General features: G+C 65.3%; 17 protein-coding genes. 7 read left to right on the forward strand and 10 right to left on the reverse strand.

All coding sequences use genetic code 11. The features are described from left to right. The first annotated feature begins 184 nt into the window (after positions 1 to 184). Both Q0S16_RS08760 and Q0S16_RS08765 read left to right on the forward strand, forming a co-directional pair. On the forward strand, positions 185 to 931 hold the full coding sequence (locus Q0S16_RS08760) for a thermonuclease family protein (protein ID WP_295847122.1): 747 nt from the start codon (positions 185 to 187) through the stop codon (positions 929 to 931). A gap of 39 nt (positions 932 to 970) precedes the next feature. Next, complete coding sequence (locus Q0S16_RS08765) at positions 971 to 2,455, forward strand: M48 family metalloprotease (protein WP_295847125.1); 1,485 nt, start codon at positions 971 to 973, stop codon at positions 2,453 to 2,455. 72 nt (positions 2,456 to 2,527) lie between these two features. On the opposite strand, the gene Q0S16_RS08770 is transcribed toward Q0S16_RS08765, so the two are convergent. From Q0S16_RS08770 to Q0S16_RS08790, 5 genes are all read right to left on the reverse strand, one after another. Further along, the gene (locus tag Q0S16_RS08770; RefSeq protein ID WP_295847175.1) at positions 2,528 to 3,625 is read right to left on the reverse strand and encodes a CarD family transcriptional regulator; all 1,098 of its coding nucleotides are present in this window, start codon (positions 3,623 to 3,625) and stop codon (positions 2,528 to 2,530) included. 187 nt (positions 3,626 to 3,812) lie between these two features. Continuing rightward, entirely contained in the window at positions 3,813 to 4,151 is a 339-nt protein-coding gene (gene fdxA / locus Q0S16_RS08775; RefSeq protein ID WP_295847129.1) for a ferredoxin FdxA, read from the reverse strand. Positions 4,152 to 4,289: 138 nt separating this feature from the next. Further along, a complete protein-coding gene (locus Q0S16_RS08780; protein WP_295847132.1) occupies positions 4,290 to 4,571 on the reverse strand; it encodes an RNA-binding S4 domain-containing protein in 282 nt (93 codons plus the stop codon). 68 nt (positions 4,572 to 4,639) lie between these two features. Beyond that, positions 4,640 to 8,149 carry a helicase-related protein gene (locus tag Q0S16_RS08785; RefSeq protein WP_295847134.1) on the reverse strand — a complete coding sequence of 1,170 codons (3,510 nt, stop codon included), beginning with the start codon at positions 8,147 to 8,149 and terminating at the stop codon, positions 4,640 to 4,642. Between the two features lie 383 nt (positions 8,150 to 8,532). Continuing rightward, entirely contained in the window at positions 8,533 to 9,327 is a 795-nt protein-coding gene (locus Q0S16_RS08790; protein ID WP_295847178.1) for a DUF3108 domain-containing protein, read from the reverse strand. A 368-nt stretch (positions 9,328 to 9,695) separates the two neighbouring features. Here Q0S16_RS08790 and rpmB point away from each other — a divergent pair, with 368 nt between their 5' ends. Both rpmB and Q0S16_RS08800 read left to right on the forward strand, forming a co-directional pair. Continuing rightward, positions 9,696 to 10,025 (forward strand): 50S ribosomal protein L28, encoded by a 330-nt coding sequence (gene rpmB / locus Q0S16_RS08795; protein WP_295847138.1) that lies wholly within the window; start codon positions 9,696 to 9,698, stop codon positions 10,023 to 10,025. 269 nt (positions 10,026 to 10,294) lie between these two features. Next, positions 10,295 to 10,507 carry a DUF2283 domain-containing protein gene (locus Q0S16_RS08800; RefSeq protein WP_295847142.1) on the forward strand — a complete coding sequence of 71 codons (213 nt, stop codon included), beginning with the start codon at positions 10,295 to 10,297 and terminating at the stop codon, positions 10,505 to 10,507. Between the two features lie 112 nt (positions 10,508 to 10,619). Here the strand turns inward: Q0S16_RS08800 and Q0S16_RS08805 are convergent, their stop codons facing one another. Continuing rightward, positions 10,620 to 10,949 (reverse strand): type II toxin-antitoxin system PemK/MazF family toxin, encoded by a 330-nt coding sequence (locus Q0S16_RS08805; protein WP_295847145.1) that lies wholly within the window; start codon positions 10,947 to 10,949, stop codon positions 10,620 to 10,622. Further along, on the reverse strand, positions 10,942 to 11,136 hold the full coding sequence (locus Q0S16_RS08810; RefSeq protein WP_295847147.1) for a hypothetical protein: 195 nt from the start codon (positions 11,134 to 11,136) through the stop codon (positions 10,942 to 10,944). Before Q0S16_RS08810 ends, Q0S16_RS08805 begins: the two co-directional genes overlap by 8 nt. Positions 11,137 to 11,393: 257 nt before the next feature. Here Q0S16_RS08810 and Q0S16_RS08815 point away from each other — a divergent pair, with 257 nt between their 5' ends. Then, the gene (locus tag Q0S16_RS08815; protein ID WP_295847149.1) at positions 11,394 to 11,708 is read left to right on the forward strand and encodes a PepSY domain-containing protein; all 315 of its coding nucleotides are present in this window, start codon (positions 11,394 to 11,396) and stop codon (positions 11,706 to 11,708) included. Positions 11,709 to 11,843: 135 nt separating this feature from the next. Here the strand turns inward: Q0S16_RS08815 and Q0S16_RS08820 are convergent, their stop codons facing one another. Together Q0S16_RS08820 and Q0S16_RS08825 are read right to left on the reverse strand one after the other, a co-directional pair. Next, a complete protein-coding gene (locus tag Q0S16_RS08820) occupies positions 11,844 to 12,239 on the reverse strand; it encodes a hypothetical protein (protein ID WP_295847150.1) in 396 nt (131 codons plus the stop codon). A gap of 157 nt (positions 12,240 to 12,396) precedes the next feature. Further along, a complete protein-coding gene (locus Q0S16_RS08825) occupies positions 12,397 to 15,156 on the reverse strand; it encodes an EAL domain-containing protein (protein WP_295847151.1) in 2,760 nt (919 codons plus the stop codon). Positions 15,157 to 15,411: 255 nt separating this feature from the next. Here Q0S16_RS08825 and Q0S16_RS08830 point away from each other — a divergent pair, with 255 nt between their 5' ends. Continuing rightward, entirely contained in the window at positions 15,412 to 16,899 is a 1,488-nt protein-coding gene (locus Q0S16_RS08830) for a sensor domain-containing diguanylate cyclase (RefSeq protein ID WP_295847181.1), read from the forward strand. A 163-nt stretch (positions 16,900 to 17,062) separates the two neighbouring features. Then, the gene (locus Q0S16_RS08835; RefSeq protein ID WP_295847153.1) at positions 17,063 to 19,765 is read left to right on the forward strand and encodes an EAL domain-containing protein; all 2,703 of its coding nucleotides are present in this window, start codon (positions 17,063 to 17,065) and stop codon (positions 19,763 to 19,765) included. Positions 19,766 to 19,795: 30 nt separating this feature from the next. Here Q0S16_RS08835 and Q0S16_RS08840 read toward each other — a convergent pair whose 3' ends face one another. Then, positions 19,796 to 20,779, reverse strand: a complete 984-nt coding sequence (locus Q0S16_RS08840; protein WP_295847183.1) for an esterase-like activity of phytase family protein — start codon at positions 20,777 to 20,779, stop codon at positions 19,796 to 19,798. Positions 20,780 to 20,846: the final 67 nt, after the last annotated feature.

Here is a 20,846-nt window from a genome sequence, read left to right on the forward strand (position 1 = left end):
GACACGCGTCCGAACTTTTATAGTTTAGGGTCAGCCAGGATCGCGGCCGAACTCGCAAGCACTGCTCATTCGTATTTCCCGCGAAACGGAATGCATAGGCTGGTATAAGTCGAAGGCGACCGACCGTACGCGGCGGTGGCGTCAGGGGGCGGCAATGGCGGCTAGCGGTCGTCGCGAGGTAGTAATGCTGCTGGCCATTACCTGCATCGCGACTTCGATCGAAGCGGCGCAGGCCGGCGGCTGCTGGTTCGAACCGCAGGGCGAAGGCCGCGTCGCTGCTATCATTGACGCCCGCACGTTTCGCCTGCGGGACGGCCGCGAGGTGCGCCTTGCCGGTATCGAAGTAACCTCCACTTCGGTGGCCGATACTGCCGTGCTGGCCCGGCTGATTGCCGGGCAGGACGTCACGCTGCATGGTGACGATGATGCCCCGGATCGCTACGGCAGGCAGCCCGCCTTCGTGTTTCTCAAGGACGGCCGCGGTTCGGTACAAGTCCAGTTGCTGACGCAAGGCGCGGCACTGAGCGCGGGATCGGTTGCCGAGATAGACTGCGCCGTTGAATTATCCGACGCCGAAGCCCGGGCCCGGCGCGACCGAATTGGGGTCTGGGCCAAGCCGATGGTCATAAAAAACGCGGAAAGTCCGGGCGATATTCTGTCAGAGATAGGGCGGTTCGCGGTAGTCGAGGGCAGGGTCCGATCGGTGCGGCAGACCGGAGCAACGAGTTACATCAATTTTGGTCGAAACTGGACACAAGACTTTGCGGTGACTATCTCGAAGCGCGTGGTAGGCGCGCTTGAGGCTGCCGGCGTCGCGCTTCCGTCGCTTGAAAGACGTCGGATCCGGGTTCGGGGTTGGGTTGACAGGCACGGCGGACCTCGGATCGAGGTCCTTCGGGTGGGCCAACTTGAAGTGGTCGGAGGCAACTAGGCCGCGTGGCAAATCGACGATTTGGCAGAGAGTGACGACGTGACAGCGACGGGACGGCAGACCGGTTCAAGCCGCGGCCTTTGGGCTGCGCCGGTTTTGCTGTGCGCGGCTTTGGCCCTGTCGGCGTGCGGCGATGCCAGCCGTTTCGAGGTCGCGACAAAACCAACCACCCCCACCAGGCCACCGAAGCCGGCTGTCGTGCAGACCCCGGCTGGCGAAAAAGAACATGAGCGAATCCTGGCCTCCTATGGCGGGTCGTATGACGACCCCCGCCTGGAATCACTGATTACCAAGACGGTGGAGCGACTGGTCGCGGCCTCCGAACGGCCTGACCTGGCCTATAAGGTGACGATTCTGAATTCGGGCGCCGTCAACGCCTTCGCGTTGCCGACAGGACAGCTTTATGTCACCCGCGGCCTGGTCGCGCTGGCCAGCGACACCTCCGAACTTTCCTCGGTCCTGTCGCATGAGATGGCGCATGTGCTGGCCAAACATGCCTCGATCCGCGAGGAACAGGCGCGGCAGGCCTCCGTCACCCGGGTCGTGACCGACATGGCCACTGGCGATCCCGACCTCACCGCGCTGGCACTGGCAAAGTCCAAGCTGACGATGGCGAGCTTTTCGCGGGCACAGGAATTCGAGGCTGACGGTATCGGCGTCGGCATCTCCGCCCGCGCCCATTTCGATCCCTACGGCGCCTCGCGCTTCCTCGCCTCGATGGAGCGCAACGCCGCCATGAAGGCCGGCCGCTCGCCGCTCGATCCGCGCGCGCAGGACTTTCTGTCCTCGCATCCGGCGACGCCGGAGCGGGTGCAGAACGCGCAGGCCAACGCCCAGCAATATACCTCGCCCGAAGGTGGCGAGCGCGACCGTGAGACCTATCTCGCGGCGATCGACAACATCGTCTATGGCGAAGATCCCAGCGAGGGTTTCGTTCGCGGTCGCCGCTTCCTGCATCCAAAGCTCGGATTCAGTTTCCAGGCGCCGGAGTCCTTCACCCTCGACAACACCGCGCAGGCCGTGATCGGGGTTCGCGAAGGCGGCAACCAGGCGATGCGTTTCGACGTGGTCCGGGTACCGGCCGAGCAGACGTTGAGCGACTATCTCAATTCCGGCTGGATGGAGAATGTCGAAAAGGCTTCCACCGAGGACCTGACCATAAATGGTTTCCCGGCGGCCTCGGCGACCGCGCAGGGTGACCAGTGGCAATTTCGCGTCTACGCGCTTCGCTTCGGCAGCGACGTCTACCGGTTCATTTTCGCCGCCAAGCAGAAGACCACCGAGAGCGAACGCAACGCCCGCGAAACCGTCACCTCGTTCCGCCGGCTGTCGCTCGAGGAAATCCAGGCGGCACGGCCGCTGCGGCTGAAGGTGATCACGGTACAGCCGGGCGATACGGTCGAGTCATTGTCGCACCGCATGAACGGCGTTGACCGTCCTGCAGAGAGGTTTCGCGTTCTCAACGGCCTTGATGCCCGCGCCAATGTCAAAGCGCGCGACCTCGTTAAGATCGTGGTCGATTAATTCCTCGTCGTCACAACAGCAAAAAGCCCGACCTTGCGGCCGGGCTTTTTCAGAACTGACTTTACGCGACGCTTACGCGGCTTCGTCGGCCACCGCGGCATCGTCGCCGTCGGAATCCGCATCATCCGCGCCAGCCTCGGCACCCGCCTCGGCCTTGGCGCCGCGGCGCGGGCTCTTGGCAAGCTGGCCTTCGATTTCCTTGACCGCTTCGGTCTCGGTGACGTGCTGCACAACCGCGATTTCGCGCGACAGGCGGTCGAGCGCGGCTTCATACAACTGGCGTTCGCTGTAGGACTGCTCGGGCTGCGAGTCGGACCGGAACAAATCGCGAACCACCTCGGCAATCGCGACGATGTCGCCCGAATTGATCTTGGCTTCGTATTCCTGGGCGCGACGCGACCACATCGTGCGCTTGATGCGGGCACGGCCCTTCAGCGTTTCCAGCGCGCGCTTCACCAGCGCAGGCTCGGACAGCTTGCGCATGCCGACATTGGCGACCTTGGCGGTCGGCACCCGCAGCGTCATCTTGTCCTTCATGAAATTGATCACGAACAGTTCAAGCTTGGCGCCCGCGATCTCCTGCTCCTCGATGGCAAGGATCTGGCCGACGCCATGCGCCGGATAGACCACAAACTCGCCGGTCTTGAAGCCCTGGCGCTGGGTCAGAACCTTTTTCGGCTCCTCCGTGCGCGGCGCCGCGGTGGCGGGCTTGGCGACCGCCTTCACCGCTTCCTTCGGAGCAGCCTTGGCGGCAACCGGCGCCTTCACGGCAGCGACGGGAGCCTTGGCCGCAACCGGCTTGGCGGCTGGTTTCTCGGCAACCTTGGGGGCGACCTTGGCGGCGGGTTTCGCAGTCTTGTTGGGCATTGCACTTCTTTTGTTTTTGGAGGACTTGACGTTAACAGATTTACCCGTGACAGGCTTAGCAACGACCGCCTTGGCACGTGGAGATTTGGCAGCCACATCCTTCACGGCGGCCCGGCTATCCTTGACAGAAGGCTGAGCACGGCCTTTGGTTGCTCCGCGGCCAGCTGCGGCGGCTTTCTTCGAAGTAACCTTCGAAGAAGCTTTCGGACTCTTGGAGACACTTTTTTTACGCGTTTTCTGTGACACAGCCTGTGCGCGGGAACTGCCGCGCCCCTGTTTGATGTGAAACGGGGGACCCGGCAGGGCCAATCGAGCGGCACCAAAGGGTCCAGCTTGTTGAATGTGCCTATAATAGCACATTTCCCGCAAAAATCAATGATTTATGGCCCACCTAGGCCGGCTTGGGGCCGTGGCGCCGTTCAAATCAGGGGTAGGGTAAATTTAGCTGTCAATCCGCGCCGGTGATCGAGGCCAGCGCCGGATGCGGAACTTAGTCGCCTGTGCCGGGCGCCGGCGAGAAGAACTTCTCGAACTTGCCGTCCACGCCATCGAATTCCTTGGCGTCAGCAGGCGCTTCCTTCTTCTGGGTAATATTCGGCCAGCTCTTGGCGTATTCGGTATTTACCTCAAGCCATTTCTCAAGACCCGACTCGGTGTCCGGCTTGATGGCGTCGGCAGGGCATTCCGGCTCGCACACGCCGCAATCGATACATTCGTCGGGATGGATGACGAGCATATTTTCGCCCTCGTAGAAGCAATCTACAGGGCAGACTTCAACACAGTCGGTGTATTTGCACTTGATACACGCTTCAGTGACGACGTAGGTCATCCAAGGCTCCGGAAACTATCGATTTTCAGTGTTGGCGTAGCGCACCCACCCCGCAGCCGCAAGGGATGCGGCACACATCGGCACGACGGATTGCAAACCATATATGACGTGCTGGCCAGGGTAGACTGGCCGAGCGATTCAGCCCTGGCGGTCATCGGGCCGGGCCTGCACATCGGCGAACAGTGCGCGCGCCGCGGTGGCGTCGCCCCGCCGTTCGGCAAAGCCGGTGACCTCCATCAGTCGCACCGTTCGGTCCAGCGCCACCGTCACCACATCGCCGATCTTGATGCCATGTCCGGGAGCCTTTTCGCGGGCTCCGTTGACACGGACATGACCGCCTTCGACGAGCGCAACGGCACTACTGCGGGCTTTCACCACGCGCGCATGCCACAGCCACTTATCGAGACGCTGGCGTTCCAATCACCACCATATCCAAACGGTCGATCCCGCCCGTCGCCCGCTCGCAGGGCGTGGCCAGATATCGCAACCTAATCCTTGCGTCCGGCCAGCTGTTCCTTGAGCGCCGCCAGCTTGGCAAACGGCGAATTCGGGTCGATCGGACGGTCACGTTCGCGCGGGGCTGCGCTGGTAGCATAAGGGCGAATGGCCCCGCCGCCACGGTCATTGCGATCGGGACGCCCATCGCGGCCGCCCTTGTCACGCTCACCGCCCTTGAACTTGCTTTTGCCGCGATCGCCGAACTTCTTGTCGCCCTGGCTCTTGTCGCCAAAACGCTCGCGCGGCGGGCGGCCTGCGTTGTCATTGTCGCGCGGCCCGCGGTTCGGCGCGCCTTCGGCCGACGCGCTGGCACTGGCGGCCGGCGCATCGCTGCGCGGACGGCGGAATTCATTACGGTCACGACGGCCCTGATTCGGACGATCGCCCTGACGTTCGCGCTTGGCGCCGTCAGCGGCCTCGCCTTCGGCGGGAGCGACCTGCGCCGTACCCTGCGAATGGGGCTGGCGGCTGCGGTTACGGTCGTGCCGCGGCGGACGGCGCTCTTCCGAACGGCCACCGGGCCGCCAGACTTCAACCAACTCGGGCGCAGCCCCTTCAATCGGCGCCGCCGTTTCGGCGGTAGCCGGATCCACGGAAACGGCGTCGACGGCTTCAGCCGACGCTTCAACCGGGAGCGCTTCCGCAACCGGTGCGACTTCTTCAACAGACGCGGTTGCCTCGGCAGGCGCGGCCTCTTCAACGGCAGCCGCTTCGACGACCGCCGGGGTGGGATCAGACCGCAATTCAACGACGGCAGACTCGCTGGCAACGCCGGGGCCGAGATCGACGCCCGGCAGCAGCGCGGCGGAAGGCGACACCACATGCTGCTCGGCCGATGGCAGCTCCGGTGTGATATCGGCGATCTCCTGCGTCTCGACAGTAACGGCAGGCGCTTCAGCCGCCGCATCGACGTCAGCCACGAGACCTTCGCTCGGCGCATCTGAAGCGACGGCATCATCCGGCGCGGCGCCTGTCACCACGGGCTCGATCGGCGTCGTGGCGGCCACCGGCCGGGGTAGCGCGGGCGGCAGCGGCGGGCGCTTCTCCATGCGATAGCCCAGCGCGCGCAAGATCGAGGCGAAATCCTCACCGGCCGACCCGGTTAGCGAGGTCATCGCCTGGGTCACCACGAAGCTGCGGCCATCGAAGGCACCGGCCGGCTTGTCGCCCGGCGAGGCGTCGCGCCATGACAAAGCGGGACGGATCAGATCGGCCAGTCGCTCGAGAATATCGACGCGCACGGCGCGTTCGCCGCACTGCCGATAGCCGAGGATGCGGTAGGCATCGCGATCCAGCAGCTTGTCGACCGGGAACGAGGTGCGGCCGGAGCCGGCGAGATGCTGCGCCGTGGACAGCGCCGACATGTCGACATTGTCCTGCTTCTGCGCCCACAGCAGCAGCGCCAGTGCGCGCGCGGCGGGCTTCAGCAGTGCCGGGAAGTAGATGTGATAGGCGCCAAACCGCACGCCATATTTGCGCAAGGTGGCGCGCGATGGCTGGTCGAGATCCTTCATCTCGGTGGTGATCTTCTGCCGCTCCAGCACGCCGAGCGCCTCGGTGAGCTGGAAGGCGATGCCGCGGCCGATGCCGGTGATGTCCTCGGCCTTGGTGAGATCAAACAGCGGCCCAAGCAGTTTTTCGATATGCGTCTTCAGCCAGAGCTCGAGCCGGGCCTGCACGGCGTCGCGCGGCGCGCCGGACAGCCGATCATCGGCAATGATGCGCAAGCGCGGATGCAAGACGTCGTCGGCCGCCACCAGCCGCGCCACCGCGTCGCCGGTCCAGCGCATCGTGCCATCGGAGGCCAGCACGAACTGGTCGTCCGGCGCATTCGACAGTTTCTCGGCGCGACTCTCGATCTCGCCAGCCAGCGCCTTCAGCGCCGCGGCCTGCAGGGCCTTTGCATCTGAGCCGGCTTCAGCCGCATCCGGCGCAAAGGTGAAACCGTCCAGACGGCCAATGACATGGCCCTCTACGATCACTTCGCCCGTTTTACCAATTTCAGTATTCAACATTGTATTTTCCCGCAAGCGGCGCATCAATACACTGGTACGGCGATCAACGAAACGCTCCGTGAGCCGTTCATGCAGTGCATCTGACAGTTTATTTTCAAGTTCGCGCGATATTTGCTGCCAATGTTCGGGATCGGCGAGCCAATCGGGACGATTTGCCACAAAGGTCCAGGTTCGGATCTGGGCGATTCGCCCCGATAGCGTGTCGATATCGCCATCGGTTCGGTCGGCCTGCGCGATTTGCGCGCCGAACCATGCGTCAGGAATACGGCCCCTTTGCATCAGGAAGCCATAGATCGTCACCACCAGCTCGGCATGCGCCGCCGGCGCGATGCGACGGTAGTCCGGAATCTGGCAGGTGTCCCACAATTTTTCCACCGCGACCTTGCCCTGCGCCCATTCCTTGACGTCGGGGTCGCGCACGGCGTGATCGAGCACGCGCAAATCCTCGGCGATCGGCGCGCGGGTCAGCGCGTCATGGGTCGGCACCACCGCCAGCGACACCTGAAGCGCGGCGATCGAGGAGAAATCCAGCTTCGAATTGCGCCATTGCAGCACTTTGACGCTGTCGAACGTATGATTCTGCAGCGCATTGACCAGTTCGGGCTCGAACGGCGCGCAGCGGCCGGTGGTACCGAAGGTGCCGTCGCGGGTCGCGCGGCCGGCGCGGCCGGCGATCTGCGAGAACTCGGAAGGGTTCAGCCGGCGGAATTGATAGCCATCATATTTGCGGTCGCTGGCAAAGGCGACGTGATCGACATCGAGGTTGAGGCCCATGCCGACGGCGTCGGTGGCGACCAGATAATCGACGTCGCCGTTCTGGAACATCGCCACCTGGGCGTTGCGGGTGCGCGGGCTCAGCGAACCCAGTACCACCGCGGCGCCGCCATGCTGGCGCTTGATCAGTTCGGCGATCGCATAGACCTCATCGGCCGAGAACGCGACGATCGCGGTGCGGCGCGGCTGCCGCGTGATCTTGCGGTCGCCGGCGAATTCCAGATGCGACAGCCGCGGCCGCGTCACGATGTTGGCGCCGGGCAGCAGCCGCTCGATGATCGGCCGCATCGTCGCCGCGCCCAGCAACAGCGTCTCGTCACGACCGCGGCGATGCAGGATGCGGTCGGTGAAGACATGGCCGCGCTCGAGATCGGCCGCGATCTGGATTTCATCGACCGCGAGAAAGGAGACATCAATGTCGCGCGGCATCGCCTCGACGGTGGAGACCCAGTAGCGCGGCTTCGGCGGTTTGATCTTTTCTTCGCCGGTGATCAGCGCCACCGCGTCGGGGCCGGCGCGATCGACGATCTTGTTATAGACCTCGCGCGCCAGCAGCCGCAGCGGCAGGCCGATAATGCCCGAGGAATGCGCCAGCATCCGCTCGATCGCGAGGTGGGTCTTGCCGGTATTGGTGGGTCCGAGCACCGCGGTAACGCCGGCGCCGGGAGCCCGACCGTTTGAAAAATTCGGCGGGGAGGAAGAAAAGGCCATGATTCTCAGGTATTTCCGCGTCGCCGGCTTTTCAAGTCATGTGTCGGATTGCGACGTCTCGGCAGCCGCGGCTTAAGCTTTGGAACAGGAACGGAACGAAACCGGCCCGAATCGGTGACTCCGCACCGGTGCGCCGCGACCACCCCAACATCTCGGGCCGCGACTCCGGTTCCTTGACTAGATCAAGTTTGCGGCGCGGCAACAAGGCCTGCGAAACCGCCGATTTCCTTAATGCGCCGCGGACTCCGAACCGCTCGGGAGTCAAGCGCGATGTCGGCCGATGTCGCCGCCACAATCCCGCCGCAAGACCTGAAAATCGGTGCGGGTTTGACCGGTTCGGCGAAATTTCTTGCGGCAAGATCGTGGCAAGGCCCGCGCGCGCGTCAATTCGTCTTCGCCGCGGTCCGCGGCGTGGCGGTGGTGACGAATTCGACCGCCTCCAGCATCGCGCTGCCGAGCGGAGTCGGCACCGTGACCTTGAACGGCACCAGCACCCTTGTTCCGGCGATCGGCGCGAACCAGACTTCCATGTTGCGCTGCGCGGCGAGATATTTGATCGCGGCGCGGTCGGGAATGTAGCCGGCCACCGGCGTGAAATAGAGCGCGCAGACCAAAGCGGGGCCGTGATAGCCCTTCTCGGCCTTCACGGTTTCCATCCGCTTGTAATCGAGCTTGAGGTCGTAGCGCATGCGGCCGTCGAAGATCGACATCCCGGTGCGGCAGGAATCCGCCGTCAGCACCTCGCCGGAACCGGCGGCGCGGATCAGCGAGCCGGTCATCGGGTCGAGCACATTGCGGCGGTGCGCGTCGGTGATGGCGAGCCGCTCCGGATCGACCGGCGGCTCCGGCTCGATCGAAAACTCCTTCACATAGCCGGAAGTCAGCGTCATGCGGATGGTTTCCGCCTTCTTCGCCGACACCGTGGTGGCGACATAGCCGGACGGCACCAGGGAGCCGGCGACGACGCGGCCATTGGAGGCGCCGGTGCCGGAGCCGCCGGCAAAGGCCTTCAGCAGGCCGGAAGTGCCGCCGCTCGACACCGCATTATACTGGTCGTCGCCGATCTCGATCACCCAGCCACCCTTGCCGACCGCGATGCCGGCCAGGCTGGCCTCGTATTTGGCCTCCAGCCGGCCCTGCGCCTGCGCCGGCGCGGCCGCGGCCAGCCCGAGCAGCAGCGCCGCCTGCGCGAGGCCCGCGGCCGATGACAAGGCCGGTCGGCCATAAGTCGCCGGCCGGGTCGACAGATTCAGCAACGATGTCCCGTGGAAGCTCACCTGGTGCGATTCCCACTGCTGCGGCGCGCCATGCGCGGCCGCGAAAAGATTGGCGATAGTTCCGGCTGGAATACGTCGATTATATGATTGAACACAAACCGGAAATGGCGATAGACAATGGATCGGCCGCGATTTTCGCCGGCTGGCCGCCGCCTGCGATCTTGACCTTGGCGGCCAAGCCCCCTATAGGTCCGCGGTTCCTGAAAATGGACTCGATTTACAACCCCTGCCTGGCAAAGGCTGGCGCGGGGATGAACAAGGATTTCACCATGTCCCGCCGCTGCGAACTGACACTCAAGGGCCCCCAGGTCGGCCACAAGGTGAGCCACTCGAACCACAAGACCAAGCGCCGGTTTCTGCCGAACCTGGTCAATGTGACCTTCCTGTCGGACGCGCTGGGCCGCGGCGTGCGGATGCGCGTCTGCACCAACGCCGTCAAGTCGGTCGATCACCGCGGCGGTTTCGACGCCTATCTGATCAAGGCCAAGGAGAGCGAGCTCTCGCAGAAGGCCGTGCTCCTGAAGCGCGCCATCCAGAAGAAGACCCCGGAGGCGGAAGCCGCTCCGGTCAGCGTCGTCGAAGCCGCGCCCGCCGCCTGAGGCTGTTGCCTCGGCGATCAAGCGGATTACAGAATTTAGAGACGGCCGGATCGCAGGATCCGGCCGTTTTGTGTTGGCGTTTGATCCGCGAGGACCGCGGTGATTGGCTATCATGTCCCGGACCCGGCGCGGCCTTGCGATGCGAAGCATCGCCTGGCAGTGCACTGCGTCCGGGGAACGATTCCAACGAGCCGACCAGCATCTACGCTGGACCACCGCGAGACCATCCATAACGCCTTCTTCGACCGGAATTTTCGCGAGGACGCGCCATGAAGCTGCATTATTATGCGGAAACCGACAGCCTCTACATCGAACTCAACGGCGCGGCCGGGACGCGGACGATTGAAGTCGTCGAGGGCATCAACGTCGACCTCGACGCCAATGGCGATGTCGTCGGCTTCGATATCGACCATGCCTCGGGCAAGCTCGATCTCTCCAGGGTCGAGACCTTCGCGCTGCCGCCGGCAACCGCCGCGGAATGAAGTCGGAAGCGCACCATCGGGAAGCGCACAGCCCCGTAGGGCGGAATAGCGCCAGCGTATTCCACCGTCTTCGCGCGTGACATGGCGGCGGGTCACGCTTTTCTGACCCGCCCTACGGTTGTTCGAGATAGGCGCAGAAGCGCTCAACGGCTGTTGCCAGCGTCTTGTCGGAGACTCCCCCGACACACTTCACCACGAGACTGGCGTTGAGCGTCATGATGCGGTTGGTTCTTATCCAACTCGGTACCGGGAGGGCTCCAGTCAGCATGTCCGCATCCGCAAGCGGCAGACCGTGCCCGGCCTGCGGGCGCGACGTCACGGGAAGCGCGATGAAATCGCGAAAATTGTCGGCGCGGGTCAGCGCCAGCACCGGCCGGCGCTTGGAGGCCGACAGGTCCGTGAATGGATACGGAACAAGAAGCAGATCGCCCCGCTCACACATGATTCCAGACTTCGTCCTCGGAATTGTCCCACACCGACTCCAGGCCTACGGCCTGCGCCTGCATCAAGTCGCGCCATTCGGCGCGGTCGCGACCTTCACGAAGCGTGACAACAAATGCCAGCACTTCGCGCGCGAGCGGCTCGGGTAGCAGCTTCACCTGACTATACACCATGTCGGCAATGGTCATCGATGCCTCCGGTCAGTCGATAGCATACCATATGCATCGCAAAGCAGCCAGCTCTCAGGCGCAGGGCGGAATAGCGAAACGTATTGCGCCCTTCACGCATCTCATGGCGGCGGGTCACGCGTCGCCGACCCGCCCCGCGGCTTCCATCACGGCCGCCCACAACATCGCCGCATTTGCCGCGGGAACGCCACGCTGGCCGCCCGGTTGTTGTCATGGTGCGCCGCCATGGTGGCGCTCGGACAACCGGGAGAATTTTTATGACCACGAAGCGAAACGGGATGCTGCCGCTACTCGCGGCCTTGGCGATCGGGGCGGCGACGCCGGTGTGGGCCGCGGACTACTTCCCCGCGCAGCCTTATGCGCGGGCGCCGGTCGAACAGGCGGTCGGTCCGGTGACGCTGCAGGAGGCGCTGGCGGTGGCCAGCCAGATCGGCGTCGTCACGGTGACCAAGACCAATTACGACGACGACCAGTGGGAGATCGAGGGCCACGACAGCCAGGGCAAGTGGATCGAGGTCGATGTCGACGCCCGCACCGGCGAAGTGCGCAACGTCGATCGCTCGATCATCTGAGGCGGGCGGGTGAGGGGTGAGAGTTTCACGCGATAGCCCCTCACCCGACCGGCATCGCCGCGCCGTGCCGGTCGACCTCTCCCCGCGAGCGGGGCGAGGTCATCAAAAATCGCCGTCGCCGCGTTATCACTCGATCTAACTATGATCTTCCTCCACCATTGCCCCACTCCAGCGATCGCGGCCGTGCCAGAAGCCGCAGGCGGGATCGGGGCACCAGTCGCCTGAATAGTCGATGCCCTGCTGGTGCGGACAGCCGAGAATGGCGCCGGCAATGCCGACCGACAGCGCATGGTGCTCGGCGATGAAGGCCAGCATCGCTTCCGCGACGGCGCCATCCTCGCGGATATCGCCTTCGCTGACGGTCCACGCCCGCGTCGCGGTGGCCGGCTGGGCGAAAGCCGGCATGATGCCGACGCTTACCTTGGTGGCGCGGTCGAGATCCGGGCCGTAATAGGCCACGGTCGCCAGCGGCCAGCCGCGGCGGCCCTTTTTCGCCTTCTTGCGCAGGCGCTTCAGATATTTGTTGTCCATCGGAATTCCGCGGTGTTGCCTAAGGCGGAATCGCGCAGCTTCTCCCGCCGCCTACCCTACCCGGTCGCGGCGGATAACGCTTCCGTCTTCGCCATCCGCGCGACAGCGGACGCCAACCCGCCCGACGCCCATTCGAGATAGGGGTCGTACGGCGCGGTTACGCGATGGCGGCGCTGACATCCGGCGCGGCGAGCAGCTCGCGGATGTCGGCCGCGGACTTCGCCTTGCTGAACAGCCAGCCCTGCATCTGGGTGCAGCCCAGCGTGCGCAGCCGGTCGAGCTGCGGCGCGGTCTCGACACCTTCGGCGGTGGTCACCATGGCGCGCGCGGCGGCGATCGTCACCACCGCCTGCACGATCGACGACGAGCCGCCATCGCCGAGCATGCCGGCGACAAAGCTGCGATCGATCTTGATCTTGTCGAACGGGAAGCGGTGCAGATAGCTCAGGCTGGAATAGCCGGTGCCGAAATCGTCCAGCGCGATGCCGACGCCGATGTCGCGCAGCTGATGCAGGGTCGCCAGCGCGGCGTCGTCGTCGTGAATCAGCACCGCCTCGGTGATCTCCAGTTCGAGCCGGCGCGCCGGCAGGCCAGAAGCGCCGAGCGCCGCCACCACCTGCAGCACCAGCGTCTGCGACTTGAACTGCACCGGCGAGACGTTGACCGCGAGCTTGACATGCGACGGCCAGGCCGCCGCTTCGAGGCAGGCGCTGCGCAGCACCCAGTCGCCCAGCTCGTTGATCAGCCCGGTCTCCTCGGCGACCGGAATGAACTCCGCCGGCGAGATCATGCCGCGCTCCGGATGGCACCAGCGCAGCAGCGCCTCGCAGCCGGTGACGGCGTTGCTGGCGATGTCGACCAGCGGCTGGTAGTGGATCTCGAGATCGCCATGGCCATCGCGGCGAACCTCGGCGAGCGCGCGGCGCAGGTCCTGGTCGAGCAGCCGGCGCGCCTGCGCGCTTTCATCCATCGCCGCGGCGAAGAAGCGGAAGGTGCGGCGGCCGTCGGCCTTGGCGGCGTACATCGCCAGATCGGCGTGGCGCAGCAACTGGTCGAGGTCGGTGCCGTCCCGCGGCGCCAGCGCGATGCCGATCGAGGCGTCGGTGGTGAGCTGGTGGCCGAGGCAGTTCAAGGGCTGGCGGATCGCCAGATAAAGCTGCGCGACCAGCGCCCGGACGTCGGCGCCGCTGCTGATCGCGGTCTGCACCACCGCGAATTCATCGCCGCCGAGGCGCGCCACGAAGCCGGATTTGCCGACGCAGTTGCGCAACCGGACCGCGACGACCTTCAGCAACTCGTCGCCGATGGCATGGCCGAGCGAATCATTGATGCCCTTGAACTCGTCAATATCGATGTAAAGGATCGCGAACTGGGCGCCGTCGCCGAGCGTGGCAATCTCGCGCTCGAGCTGCTGGCGGAACATCACCCGGTTGGGCAGATCGGTGAGCGCGTCGTAATGCGCCAGATGCGAGATGCGCTGCTCGGTGTGGCGGCGCTCGGTGATGTCCTCCACCGTCGAGGTCCAGCCGCCATCGGCCGAGCGCTGGTACAAAAGCTGGATCGAGCGACCGTCCGGAAGCATCAGGACCTTGCTGTGGGGCTGGCCGTCCGCGGCGGTTTCGCCGAAATCGCGGCAATATTCGTCGATATCGCCGATGAAGCTGCCGACTTGCTTGCGGTGCGCTATCAGGTCGCGGAAATGGCAGCCCGGTTTCACGATGTCGGGCGACAGGCCGAACATGCGGATGAAGCGATCGTTGCACACCACCAGCCGCGCCTCGGCGTCGAACAGCAGCAGGCCCTGGGTCATGCTGTTGATGGCGGTGTCGAGATATTGCGACTTCCGCGCCAGCGCCTGTTGCGCCGCGCGGTGCTGCCGCGTCAATTGCCGCACGATCAGCAGCAGGGTGACGAAGATCACAATCGCCGCCAGTGCGGCGCCGATCACCTGCAGCCTTGTCTGCTGCTGCCAGTCGGCCAGCGCCACCTTCATGGGGGTAGTGGCCACGATCAGAACCGGCGCACCATCCAGCATCCGGGCCGAAGTGAGCTGGTCCTCACCGTTGATCGGGCTGATGTAACGTCCGGATGAAGCGCTGCCCGCCGCGAGGATATTCTGGAACGCCGGACTCGCGGCGATGTTCTGGCCGACCACCCGCTCGTCCCGCGGGTAACGCGCCAGCACGGTGCCGTTGCGATGGGTCATCGCGATGATGGCGTCCTGGCCGAGCGCCAGCGAGGCAAAGAAACTCTCGAAATGCACCGGCTCGACGCCGCGGCTGACGACGCCGATGAACTCGCCTTTGGCGCCCACCAGCCTGCGCGCGAACAATGCCGTCCAGGCGCCGGTAACGCGGCTGATCAGCGGTTCGGCGCTCACCATTTGCGGCCCGTCGCCGGCCCGCAGCCGCCTGAAATAATCACGGTCGGCGACATTCGTGGCCAAGACCGGCCACGCCTCCGATGAATTGATCAGCCGGCCGTCGGCATCGAACAGATTGAGGCCGCCGACATATTTCTGGCCGCTGAGCTTGCCGCGCAGCATGCGGTGAATCTCGAGCCCGGACATCCGGCTGCCGTAGGATTCGGCGCTGTCGATCCCGGCCGACCGCATATAAGCGACGACGTCGTTCTGCACGCCCTGCAGATCATCGAACTGCTGGTCGAAGTGCCGGGAGACCAGCAGCACGGTGTTTTCCAGCTGCCGCTTGCTGGTCTCGATGGCGCGGTCGCGAAAATGCAGCGCGACCAGTCCGGTGCCGATCGCGATCGCGATGATCAACAGCGCGCCACAGAGGATCAGCCCGCGAACCGGGCCGAGTCGAAACCCCCTCCGCCGCGCGGACGCCGCGCGCGGCGCGCGCGCGCCGCCAAATCCCTGTTGCCGCCAATGCATCGTCACATGCCCCCAGACCATGGTGGTAGCCGGCTGATACACAACACTCGGTTAGCAAGGTCGGTAAATCTTTGATGAAAATGCCGAGCGCTCCGCCCGGGTTCCGACATATCAAGCCTGCGATCGTCGACCGCGCTGAATGGATTAACAACACTCTCACCAATCTGGGCTGCCAGCAGGGCGAGACGCACAAATGTTGGATTACTGGCGAGATTGAATCTAAAGCAAGGCGGCGACTTATCGACCGAGCAACGATAACCGGATTGACTGCCCGTGATGATGCCCGACAGCCCGAGCGACATAAGTCGACTTGCCCCGCGCTGGCTGCTCGCCGCCGCGGTGCTGGTCGTGGTCGGGTTTTCGGCGATCTGCGGCAGCGTACTGCTCAGCATGCGCCAGGGCGATGAACGGCTGGCGAACCAGATGCTGAGCAACCTCGCCGCCAGCATCGACGCCGACATCGGCCGTAACATCGAGCTGTATGATCTGTCGCTGCGCAACGTCGCGATCAATGTCCCGGCGCCGGAAGTCGCCGCCGCCTCGAAACCGCTGCGGCAGCTGATCCTGTTCGATCATGCCGCCACCGCCCGGCATTTCGGCGCCCTGCAGGTGATGGATATTGCCGGCAATGTAACGGTTGATTCCGCCCGGCTAGAGCCGGCGCCGCTTAACTTCGTTGACGAGGAATTCTTCAAGGTCCACCAGCGCGATCCCCTGTTCGGCCTGTTCATCAGCAAGCCGATGCTGCACGACGGCGCGTATGGGCTGGTGCTGAGCCGGCGCATCGAGGCCCGTGACGGCAGCTTCCTCGGGGTGGTGTCCGGCTTTATCCGCTACAGCTATTTCCACGAGATGATGGCCCGGCTGCAGCTCGAGCCGGAGGATGTGATCACAGTGATCCGGCAGGACGGTGTGCTGGTGATGCGGGCGCCGTTCGACATGGACGTGGTCGGCCGTGACATGAGCCGGACGCCGGCGGTGCAACAGGCGCTGGCGTCGTTGGCCGGAGCCTATGTCGGCCAATCCGCCATTGACGGGGTGCAGCGGCTATTCGTCTGGCGCGAGGGGTCGCACCCGCTGATCGTGATCGTCGGCCGCGCCACGGCGACGATCTATGGCCAGTGGCAGCAGCAGGCCCTGCAGATCGCCGGTGCGATGGGAGTGCTGGGTCTGATCGCCTGCGCCGGCCTGCTGCTGCTGGCGCGCGAAATGCGCAAGCGCGCGCTGGCGGAGAACCGGATGGCGCGCTTCGCCATGACCGACAGCCTCACCGGCCTCAGCAACCGCCGCCATTTCGACACCGTGATCGAAGCCGAGTGGCAGCGCGCGCTGCGCGTCCAGATGCCGCTGGCGCTCTTGATGGTCGATGCCGACCACTTCAAAATCTACAATGACGTGTTCGGCCATCAGGCTGGCGACCTCGCGCTGTCCGGCATCGCCGGCAGCCTGGCGCGGCACGCGCAGCGCGCCAGCGACTGCGCCGCCCGTTATGGCGGCGAGGAGTTCGCCCTGATCCTGCCCGGCCTGTCGCTGGCCGAGGCGATCGAACTAGGCGAGCGGATCCGGATCGAGATCAGCGCATCGCAGGATGGCGGCGTCGGATCCATGACGGTCAGTATTGGCGCGTGCAGCATGGTGCCGTCGGCGCGGGCCGCGCCCGAGGATCTGATCCGGGACGCCGATATCGCGCTCTATACCGCCAAGGCGCGCGGCCGCAACCAGACCTTCCCGTCCCGCGCATCCCAGCAGCCGCTGGCGGCATAGGCCATGGACCGGGCGCGCGGACCGTCGCCACGGGCGTGGCTGGCTTAAGCTCTTATTAACCGAGCTTGCTAACTCCGCTTCCATGGTTGCTGGACTAAACCTCTGGGTGAGGGGTGGCGATATGCGATTGCGTCTGCGGACAACAGCGGCCGATGAACGGCGCATGACACCTGGCTCGGCCGGGCGCGGCGACGTTGCCCCGGCGCTGCGCCGCAGCCCGGTGTCGTGGCTGGTCGCGATCGGCGTGTTGCTGGTCGCCGTCATCGCCGGCGGCACCGCCGTCACCGTCGATCATTTCCGCCAGCGCGCGCTCGACAACAGCACGCGCGAGCTGGAAAATACGGTCCGGTTGCTGACCCGGCATTTCGACCAGCAGTTCAAGGACCTGCAGCGCGTCCAGAAAAGCCTGACCTCGCATCTGCGCACCAACGGCGTGATGACGCCGGAGGGTTTTGCGAAATACATGGCGAGCTATGAAGCCCATGCGATGCTGAGATCGACCGCCGACGATGATTTCAACGGCAGTCTGACGGTGCTCGACGCCGAGGGTAATCTGATCAACTGGTCGGACGCCTGGCCAACCCCGACCATGCCGGTGGTCGACCGGGCCTATGTTCAGGCGATCAAATCGCCGCAGTTTGGCGACAACGAGGAATATGTGCAGCCGGTGCTGAGCCGGTTGACCGGCCGCTGGAAGACGCTGTTCGCGCGCCGGATCAGCGCCCCGAACGGCGAGTTGCTGGGCATCGTGACCCGCGGCGTCGAGCCCGCGCCGCTGGAAAAATTCTTCGCCTCGGTGATGCTGGGCGATGACGCCGCGATCGCGATGTACCACCGCGACGGCACCTTGCTGGCGCGGTTTCCCTCGGTGCCGGAGGCGATCGGACAGAATTTCGGATCGAGCGCCCAGCTGCAGCATTTGCGCTTCAGCGACGAGCCGGCCACGATCCGGGCGATCAGCGCGATCGACGGCGTCGATCGGCTGGGTACGATCCGGCTGATGCGCGACTTCCCGATCGCACTGGTCGCCAGCGCCACCATCGAAAGCGCGCTGGCGGACTGGCACACGCAAACCAAGATGCTGGTCGGCATCGCGGGGCTCTCCGCGCTGATCATCGCCGGCCTGCTGTGGCTGGTGATCTGGCACATCCAGCGCCAGAACCGCGACGCGCGGGCCGAGCTGGCGCTGCAGAAGAACCGGCTCGACACCGCGATCGACAACATGACCCAGGGCCTGCTGCTGTTCGATGCGCAGGCGCGGGTGGTGGTCTGCAACCAGCGCTATCTGGACATCTACGGCCTGTCCCGCGGCGTGATCCGGCCCGGCAGCCGGTTTCGCGACGTCATCGCGCATCGCAAGGACACCGGGTCGTTCGCCGGCGAGATCGACGACTATGTCGAGGCGGTGCTGCGCGACGCCGCGCGGACCACCATCACCACCATGCGCACCGCCGACGGCCGCGCCATCCAGATTTCGTCGCAGCCGGTGCCCGGCGGCGGCTGGGTGGCGACCCACGAGGACATCACCGAACGTCGCCGCAGCGAGGAGAAGATCGCGCATCTGGCGCATTACGACCCGCTGACCGACCTGCCGAACCGGACCCTGTTCCAGGAGGAGCTGGAGCGGGAGCTCAAGCGCGTCGATCGCGGCGCGCAATGCGCGGTGCTCTATATCGACATCGACGAGTTCAAGGGCATCAATGATTCGCTCGGCCATCCGGTCGGCGACGAATTGCTGCGGCATATCGCGATCCGGCTGCGCGGCTGCGTGCGCGGCTCCGACGTGGTGGCGCGGCTGGGCGGCGACGAATTCGCCATCGTCCAGACCGGCGTCGAGAGCCAGAGCGACATCACCGATCTGATCGGGCGCATCTATGCCGCGATCCGCGAGCCGTTCGAATGCCTTGGCCACCAGCTGCTGACCGATGCCTCGATCGGCATCGCGCTGGCGCCGCGCGACGGCAGCGACCTCGATTCGCTGCTGAAGAACGCCGATCTGGCGATGTACGACGCCAAGGCCGACGGCCGCCGCACCTATCGCTTTTTCGAGCCGCGGATGGACGCCAAGGTGCAGGCCCGCCGCACGCTGGAATTCGATCTGCGCCGCGCCGTCACCGAAGGCGGCCTCGGCACCGGCGGCTTCGAAGTGTTCTATCAGCCGCTGCTCGACCTGCAGAGCAACCGCGTGACCGGCTGCGAGGCGCTGCTGCGCTGGCGCCACCCCGAGCGCGGCCTGATCCCGCCTTCGGAATTCATCCCGGTCGCCGAGGAGATCGGCCTGATCAGCCAGCTCGGCGAATGGGTGCTGACGACCGCCTGCATGGAAGCCGCGACCTGGCCGGACGACATCAAGATCGCCGTCAACGTCTCGCCGGTGCAGTTCCGAAGCCAGGCGCTGGCGCTCCACGTCGCCGCGGCGCTGGCGGCCTCGGCCCTGCCGGCCCGGCGGCTGGAGCTGGAGATCACCGAGGCGGTGCTGATCCGCGACGACGAAATGGCGCTCGCCATCCTGTACCGGCTGCGCGGCCTGGGGGTGCGGATCGCGCTCGACGATTTCGGCACCGGCTATTCCAGCCTGAGCTATCTGCAGCGCTTCCCGTTCGACAAGATCAAGATCGACCGCTGTTTCGTCACTGACATCGCCGAGGCGCAGGGCTCGTCGTCGATCGTCCAGGCGGTGGTCAATATCGCGGCCTCGCGCAACATGACAACCACGGCGGAAGGCGTCGAGACCGAGCAGCAGAAGGAGCTGCTGCGCGCGCTCGGCTGCACGGAAATGCAGGGCTGGCTGTTCAGCGCCGCGAAGCCCGCCGCCGACGTGCGCACCCTGATCGCCAGCCACCGCGCCAAGGACATGGCGGCGTAGCCCGATCGTTTTCACCCGCGGCGCGCCGCCCTACTCCACCAGCGTGAACTGCATCAGCAGCGTTCGCTGCAGCATCGAGAAATTGTCGTCGGAGATCAGTGTCAGTACCGTCTCGCCCTCGGCGGTGACGTGCGCCTCGAGGCCCTCAAAATTGTCGATCTCGTAGCCGAGGTCGGCGTCGAAGATCGCGGGGCCGTCGACGGTGGCGCCGGGCACGATGCCGGCCAGCGCGATGCGGCGGATGCGGATGCCGGCACCGCCGAGCAGCGAGAATTTGCGCTCCAGCAGCAGGAGGTCTCCGGTCGGCAATTGCACGGCGTCGCTGATATCAAAATTGTCGGTGCGGCGGACCGCAAAGGTCGCCGGTGCCTTGCCGCCGATCAGCCACGCCATGATGTTGCCGGCGGGATCGAGACCGCGCTCCGAGATCGCGATCAGCAGCCCGGCCAGCGCGAAGCCGCTGTGCCCGACCACCAGCGATTCCAGGCTGCCATTGGACGGCAATTGGCGCATCCCCGGCGGCTGCGGCATCACCTCGCCGCGGGCGCGGACGCCGTCGCGGCCGAAACCGAATTTCAGGATCTGGTGCACCCGCTCGAGGCCGACATAGACCGTGGGCCCATCGACCGCGATCGACTCGCTGTCGTACCAGCCGCGCGCGGTGATCGGCCGGCCATCGGCGCCGAGGATCGGCGCGGCCTCGACATCGGCGAGGCCGGTCATCGCAGCGCCGTTATAGGTGATCCTGCCGGTGAACCAGTTGCCCTTGTCGCTGATGGCGACGAAATTTTCGCCCTTGGCGTCAAGCCGCAGACCGGAAAGGCCGCCGAAGTCGCGATATTTCGAGGTCAACACCAGACCGCTGCGATAGCGCAGCGATCCGAACCGCAGATGGCCGCGGTCGCGGGTGTCGAAGGAAGGAATCGGGCGAGATTCGATCTCGATGGAGACCGGCGCGGCGGCGATCGGCGGTGCGGCGACCGGGACGCTCTGGGCATAGGCGAAGGAGGCCATCGCCGCGGTCGCGACAGCGCTCCAGATAAAATGACGGCGGGTGAGATCAGCGGCCACGCGAGGACCT

It is taken from the genome of Tardiphaga sp. (genome assembly GCF_025356345.1).
Lineage (GTDB): Bacteria > Pseudomonadota > Alphaproteobacteria > Rhizobiales > Xanthobacteraceae > Tardiphaga.